Raw genomic sequence first — 6,000 nt, forward strand, 5'->3', positions numbered from 1 at the left:
GCGCCCGTCAGCGCATTTCGGCGGCTGGCACAGAAATTTGTGAGTATCGTTATAAAAAACTGTGGATTCCCCACTTTTTTCTGCGGTTATCTGTGGATTATAATAGGTTTAGATTGTTGAAATGTGTGAATTGTCGCACTGCCGGATGCGCATCTTTCAACGCTACCGTTTGTTTTTCAGGCGGTTATCCCCTTGCAGGAATCAACAGCTTTTGGTCCTGAAGGTTTGCCTCTCCCCACATCCATAATGGAGCTCATGATGCAATTTGATGCCAGGCACAATGTGTTGCCGATGTTCCGTCTCGGTCTGCTCGCGTCGGCGGGGCTGGCTTTTGCCGGTACCGCGCTGGCGGCAGATGACGCCTGCCCGCACCGTGGCGATCTCGATGCGATTTATTGCGACGCCGACAATGACATGGTCGCCGATCCGCCAACCGACCCGAAGAAATTCCGCGACCCGAAAACGCTGGTTTTCGCCTTCACTCCGGTGGAAGACCCGACCGTTTATGAAAAGCTGTTCCAGCCGTTCATGGGGCATTTGTCGCAATGCGTTGGCCGCAAGACGGTGTTTTTCGCAGTGCAGTCAAACGCGGCGGAAATTGAGGCGATGCGTTCCGGGCGTCTGCACATCGCCGCTTTTTCGACCGGCCCGACCAACTTCGCGGTCAATATCGCCGGTGCCGTCCCCTTCGCCATTCGCGGCACGGAGAAAGGCCCTGAAGGCGTATCCATCAATATGATCGTGCGCAAGGACAGCCCCTACCAGCAGCTTGCCGACCTGAAGGGCAAAAATGTCGCGCACACCTCGCCGTCTTCCAACACCGGCAACCTCGCGCCGCGCGCGCTCTTTGTCGAACAGGGGCTTACCCCCGACAAGGATTACAAGGTGGTCTATTCCGGCAAGCATGACCAGTCCATTCTTGGCGTCAAATCAGGCGATTACGACGCGGCTCCCGTCGCCAGCGATGTGTTGCAACACATGATCGAGCGCGGTGTGGTCGGCGCCGATGATTTCAGGACGCTCTATACCAGCGAAATGTTCCCGACTGATTCCTACGCCTACGCGCATGATTTGAACCCGGAACTGGTGGCCAAAATCAAGCAATGTTTCTTCGACTACCGCATTCCGCCGGAAATGGCGAAAGGGCTGGGTGGCGACCGCTTCCTCCCCGCCAATTACCAGAAAGACTGGGAACTGGTGCGTAAAGTCGCGACTGCCGCCGGGCAAAGTTTGAACCGCAGCGGCTATGAGGCCGAAAACGCGAAGAAGAAATAGGCTTGATAACAGGCAGAGACAACCATGAGCGCCATTTTGCAAATCAGCGGCCTGACCAAGGCCTACAAGCCCGGTGCGCCGGTACTCAAAGGCATTGACCTGAGCTTTGCCGACAGCGGCCTGACGGCGATTATCGGCCCTTCCGGGACGGGCAAATCGACGCTCATCCGCATCATCAACCGCCTGATTGACCCCAGCGACGGCTCGATTCTCTTCAAGGGGGAAGAGCTTTCCCGCATCAAGGGGCGGGCGCTGCGCGAGGCGCGGCGGCGCATCGGCATGGTGTTTCAGGAATACAATCTGGTCGAACGCCTGAGCGTCATGGAAAACCTGCTGACCGGGCGACTGGGCTACGTTTCGCCGCTGAACGCCTGGTTGCGCCGCTTCCCCGCCGCCGACATCGCCTACGCCTGGCGTCTGCTCAACATCGTTGGCCTTGCCGATTTCGCCAACCAGCGCGCCGACAGCCTCTCCGGCGGGCAACGGCAGCGGGTGGGCATCGCCCGCGCCCTGATGCAGCGCCCGGAAATCCTCTTGGCAGACGAGCCGACCTCCTCGCTTGACCCGAAAACCTCGGTGGAAATCATGGAGCTGCTGAAATCGCAAGGCATCGACCACCACATCCCGGTGCTGGTCAACATCCACGACGTCGGCCTCGCGCGCCGCTATGCCGACCGCATCATCGGCATGAACGGCGGCAAAGTCGTCTTCGACGGCGCGCCCGAGGCGCTGACTGATGCCGACCTGAATACCATCTACGGCGGCAAGGACTGGTTGCAATGAACACCCCGACCACCCCACCGCTTCCTGCCAGCGTCCGCCCCTTCCGCGCCTCCTTGGGGGCGCAACTGCTAGCGCTCGCGCTCATCGCCTACAGCCTCTACGCCCTCGGCCAGCTCGACTTCTCCGCCGAACGCTTCCTCAAGGGCATCGACAACGGCGCCCGCTTCCTCGCGCGGATGTTCCCGCCGAACTTCAAAGACTGGCCGCAACTGCTCACCGGCCTGGTGGAAAGCCTGCAAATCGCCGTGCTCGCGACCTTCTTCGGCGTACTGTTCTCCCTGCCCATCGCCATCCTCGGCGCGCGCAACCTCATGCCCGCCTGGGTCACCTGGCCGGCGCGCTTCATCGTCACCTTCTGCCGCGCCTTCAACCCGGTCATCATCGCCATCATCTTCATCAAGGCGGTCGGCTTCGGCCCGCTGGCGGGCATCCTCGCGCTCATCGTCGCCTCCATCGGCTTCGTCGGCAAACTGTTCACAGAAACCATCGAAGAAATCTCGATGAAACAAATCGAAGCCGTGCGCGCCACCGGCGCCCCCTTCATCTCCGTCGTCACCTACGGCGTCCTGCCGCAAGTCATGGCGCGCCTCGTCGGCTTCTGCACCTACCAGTTGGACGCCAACCTGCGCAACTCCACCATGGTCGGCATCGTCGGCGCGGGCGGCATCGGCGGCACCCTCTTCGCCGCCTTCCAGCGCTTCGAATACGACTTCGTCCTCGCCATCCTGATCACCATCATTGCCGTCGTCCTCCTCGGCGAACTGGCCGCCAACGCGGTCAAACGGATCTTCAATGTCTGACGCAAACACCGCGGCACACCCCGCACGCCTCTGGCAACGGCACACGCTCACCGAAAAACTCATCCGCACCGCCTTCTGGCTGGGCATCGGCATCGCCGTCGCGCTGTCGCTGCAACACATCAACGTCATCTGGGAATTCCTTTGGGACGCGCCGGAACAAATGCTGGACATGGTGCAGCGGATGTACCCGCCCGACTACGCCTACTACCGCCTCGAAGTCCACGCGGCGCTGCTGGAAACCTTCCACATCGCCACCCTTGGCACCCTGTTCGCCCTCGTCGCCGCGCTGCCGCTATCCATCCTCGCCGCGCACAACCTGACACCCAACCGCGCCCTCAACTTCCTCGCCAAAACGCTGCTCGTCGCCAGCCGCTCCGTCAACTCGCTCGTCTGGGCGCTGCTCTTCATCGCCATCTTTGGCCCCGGCGCGTTGGCGGGTACCGTCGCCATCGCCTGCCGCTCCGTCGGCTTCATCGGCAAACTGCTCGGCGAAGCGCTGGAAGAAGTGCCGCGCGGCAGCATCGAAGCGCTGAAAGCGGCGGGCGCGACGCAGAGCAGCCAAATCCTCTACGGCTACTGGCCAGCCGTCAAACCGGCCTTTTGGTCCATCATGCTGCTGCGCTGGGACATCAACGTGCGCGAATCCTCCGTCCTCGGCCTGGTCGGCGCGGGTGGCATCGGCATGATCATGCAATCGGCGATTGAACTCTTTGAATGGGATCGCGTCGCCGTCATCCTGCTGACCATCTTCGCCGTCGTCGTCATCGCCGAAATCGTCATCACCTACTTCCGCCGCCGCCTGATCTAGCGCTGTTTACCATTCGTCGCCTTTGTAGGTTGGATTACACGCTGCGCCTAACCCAACCTACGCGCAGCATCCAGCCTCGGCGTGCCGTCCGAATCATGGCGACGGTGTTGCGGCAAACTCGCCGTGTTATAGCTATCCACCGAAAGTTTCAGACAAGGCGCGCCGCTGAAGACAGTACGCGGTTGTACGGCGCGGGTTTCCCTAAAAAATGGCTTCGCCATTTTTTAGGGTGCCCGGTCAGGCGACGCAACACCGTATGAGGCTTTCGGTGGATGGCTATACAAGAAAACCGGGCGTTGCCCGGTTTTTTTTTGCGCCAGAAGCGGTCGTCAAACCATTCCCGGCGCGCGCACCAACGCGGCCAACGCTTCAGCGACCTCGTGAGCGCTGACCGGCGCAAGGTCGGCAACGGCGACCGTACGCTCCGGTAGATAGCGTTGCGTGCTGCCCAGCGCTGCCTCAAAGCGGTTGGCGCGGGCGGTCAGCACCGGCGCGGCGGCGGCGATAATCACCGCCGATACCAGCGCGGTATGCAGTTGCGCCCCGCTTCGGCGTTGCCAGAACTGCGCCGTACCGGCGATTTTGCGCCCACCAACGGCGAGGTTGAAACGGCCATCGCAGAAGGAGCCATGCACCGCCTGATAATCCGTCGCAATGGCGAAAGTGGCGAACAGCTTTTGCAACAGCGCGCAAAGGTGGCGGTAATGACGCTCGGCAGCAGCCACCGGATAGGCGGTGGCGACAGGGTAGGCGAGATAGAGATTGACGGTGTCGGGCGACTGCGGCACCACGCCGCCGCCGCTCAGGCGGACGTGTACCGGCAGCCCATCGGCGGCCAGTGCGGCGCAGGCGGCAGTGAAACCCGGCTTGCTGCGGTAACTGCGCGGTACAACGATGCCGTCGCGCCCACAATGCACCAGGGCGACGCCGCCCCGGCGTTGCACACTCAGGTCAATCAGGTGTTGCTCGTTGCCCGCCCAGTCGCGGCGGGACAGATCAAAAGTATGCTCAGGCAGGAGGAAAAAACGGGGCATGGCGAATGTGGTCGGGTATGTAGAGCGGCCTTCACTCCGCCTTGTGCATCATCGCCCGTTGCACGCCGTAGATGGAGGCGAGTACCAGCACGAAGCCGGTCAGCGCGCGGATACCCAGGCGCTGGTCGAGCAGCAGCCAGCCGAGGGCGAAGGCGCAGACCGGGCTGAGCAGGCCGAGCGAGGAGACGGTCGCGGGCGAGAGCCAGCGGATGCCCCGGAAAAAGAGGACGTAGGCGAGCAGCGTGCCGCAGAGGCACAGGTAGGCGTAGCCGCCGATGTTGCGTGCGGTAAGTGCGGGCAGCGGCGGCTCACCGGCGAGTGCCAGCGGCAGCAGGCAAAGGCCGCCGATGGTCAGTTGCCAGCCGGTCAACGCCAGCACGGAGAGGTGCATCTGCCAGCGTTTGGTGAGGAAGATGCCCGCCGCCATCGCACACGCCCCCGCCAGTGCGGCGGCGATGCCGAGCGGGTCGTAGCGGTTTTGCGGGCTGGCGACCAGCAGCACGATACCGGCGACGCCGAGCGCGGCCGCCAGCCATGCCGCTTTGGGCGGCCGCATTCCCGCCAGTGCCATCAACGCCAGCACCAGCAGCGTTTGCGTGGAATTGAGGATGGCGGCGAGTCCGCCCGGCAGGCGGTAGGCGGAGACAAAGAGCATGGTCTGGAAGAAGGCGATGTTGAGCACGCCGATGGTGACGAGGCGCGGCACGACGGCGCGGCGCGGCCATTCGCGCGTCCACAACAGCAGTAGCAATCCGGCGGGCAGGCAGCGGATGAGTGCGGCGGTGAGCGGTCGGTCGGGCGGCAGGTATTCGGTGGCGACGTAGTAGCTGGACCCCCAGATGAGGGTGGCGAGCGCGGTGGCGCAGAGGGTCAGAGCGTGGCGGGGCATGATTCAGCGCTGCCTTGCCCGCTGGCGGCGCATTTCCTTCGGGTCGGCGATGAGCGGGCGGTAGATTTCAACGCGGTCGCCGTCGCGCAGCACGTAATCAAGCGGACGCGGCAGGCTGAAGACGCCAAAGGTTGCCTTCTGCAAATCCAGATGTGGGAAGAAGCGCACCATGCCGGAGCGCTCGACCGCTTGCTTGAGCGTCGCGCCTTCGTTCATGGTGAGGGTGATGATTTTTTGCCGTTCCGGCTCGGCGTAGGCGATTTCAACGCGGATGGTTGTCATCGTTAGCCCCGCCGCACTTGGTAATAGCGCCACAGCCAGCGCAAGATGAGCAGCAGGATGCCGGCGAGGGTAAGGAAGCCGGTCAGCGTTTTTATGACGCCGAAAATACTGCCCGCGCCCGCCAATGCG

The 6,000-nt window shown here is 62.7% G+C and carries 7 protein-coding genes; 4 read left to right on the forward strand and 3 right to left on the reverse strand.

The window, feature by feature from the left end; all coding sequences use genetic code 11:
- Positions 1-291: 291 nt before the first annotated feature.
- From phnD to phnE (Q0349_RS11615), 4 genes are read left to right on the forward strand one after another with little or no spacing between them, the layout of a single operon-like run.
- Positions 292-1,275, forward strand: coding sequence for a phosphate/phosphite/phosphonate ABC transporter substrate-binding protein (gene phnD / locus Q0349_RS11600; protein ID WP_366916323.1), 984 nt, complete (start codon positions 292-294; stop codon positions 1,273-1,275).
- 24 nt (positions 1,276-1,299) lie between these two features.
- Entirely contained in the window at positions 1,300-2,058 is a 759-nt protein-coding gene (gene phnC, locus Q0349_RS11605; protein WP_298081140.1) for a phosphonate ABC transporter ATP-binding protein, read from the forward strand.
- Positions 2,055-2,858: a phosphonate ABC transporter, permease protein PhnE gene (gene phnE, locus Q0349_RS11610; protein ID WP_298081141.1), complete on the forward strand. Its 804-nt coding sequence runs from the start codon at positions 2,055-2,057 to the stop codon at positions 2,856-2,858. The genes phnC and phnE (Q0349_RS11610) overlap by 4 nt, the downstream gene beginning before the upstream one ends.
- The gene (gene phnE, locus Q0349_RS11615; RefSeq protein ID WP_298081142.1) at positions 2,851-3,666 is read left to right on the forward strand and encodes a phosphonate ABC transporter, permease protein PhnE; all 816 of its coding nucleotides are present in this window, start codon (positions 2,851-2,853) and stop codon (positions 3,664-3,666) included. The genes phnE (Q0349_RS11610) and phnE (Q0349_RS11615) overlap by 8 nt, the downstream gene beginning before the upstream one ends.
- A 329-nt stretch (positions 3,667-3,995) precedes the next feature.
- Here the strand turns inward: phnE (Q0349_RS11615) and Q0349_RS11620 are convergent, their stop codons facing one another.
- From Q0349_RS11620 to Q0349_RS11630, 3 genes are read right to left on the reverse strand one after another with little or no spacing between them, the layout of a single operon-like run.
- On the reverse strand, positions 3,996-4,700 hold the full coding sequence (locus tag Q0349_RS11620) for a hypothetical protein (RefSeq protein ID WP_298081143.1): 705 nt from the start codon (positions 4,698-4,700) through the stop codon (positions 3,996-3,998).
- 31 nt (positions 4,701-4,731) lie between these two features.
- Positions 4,732-5,589 carry an EamA family transporter gene (locus tag Q0349_RS11625; protein ID WP_298081144.1) on the reverse strand — a complete coding sequence of 286 codons (858 nt, stop codon included), beginning with the start codon at positions 5,587-5,589 and terminating at the stop codon, positions 4,732-4,734.
- A gap of 3 nt (positions 5,590-5,592) precedes the next feature.
- A complete protein-coding gene (locus Q0349_RS11630; protein ID WP_298081145.1) occupies positions 5,593-5,871 on the reverse strand; it encodes an RnfH family protein in 279 nt (92 codons plus the stop codon).
- Positions 5,872-6,000 lie beyond the last annotated feature (129 nt).

It is taken from the genome of uncultured Cardiobacterium sp., assembly GCF_938028185.1.
Classification (GTDB): domain Bacteria; phylum Pseudomonadota; class Gammaproteobacteria; order Cardiobacteriales; family Cardiobacteriaceae; genus Cardiobacterium.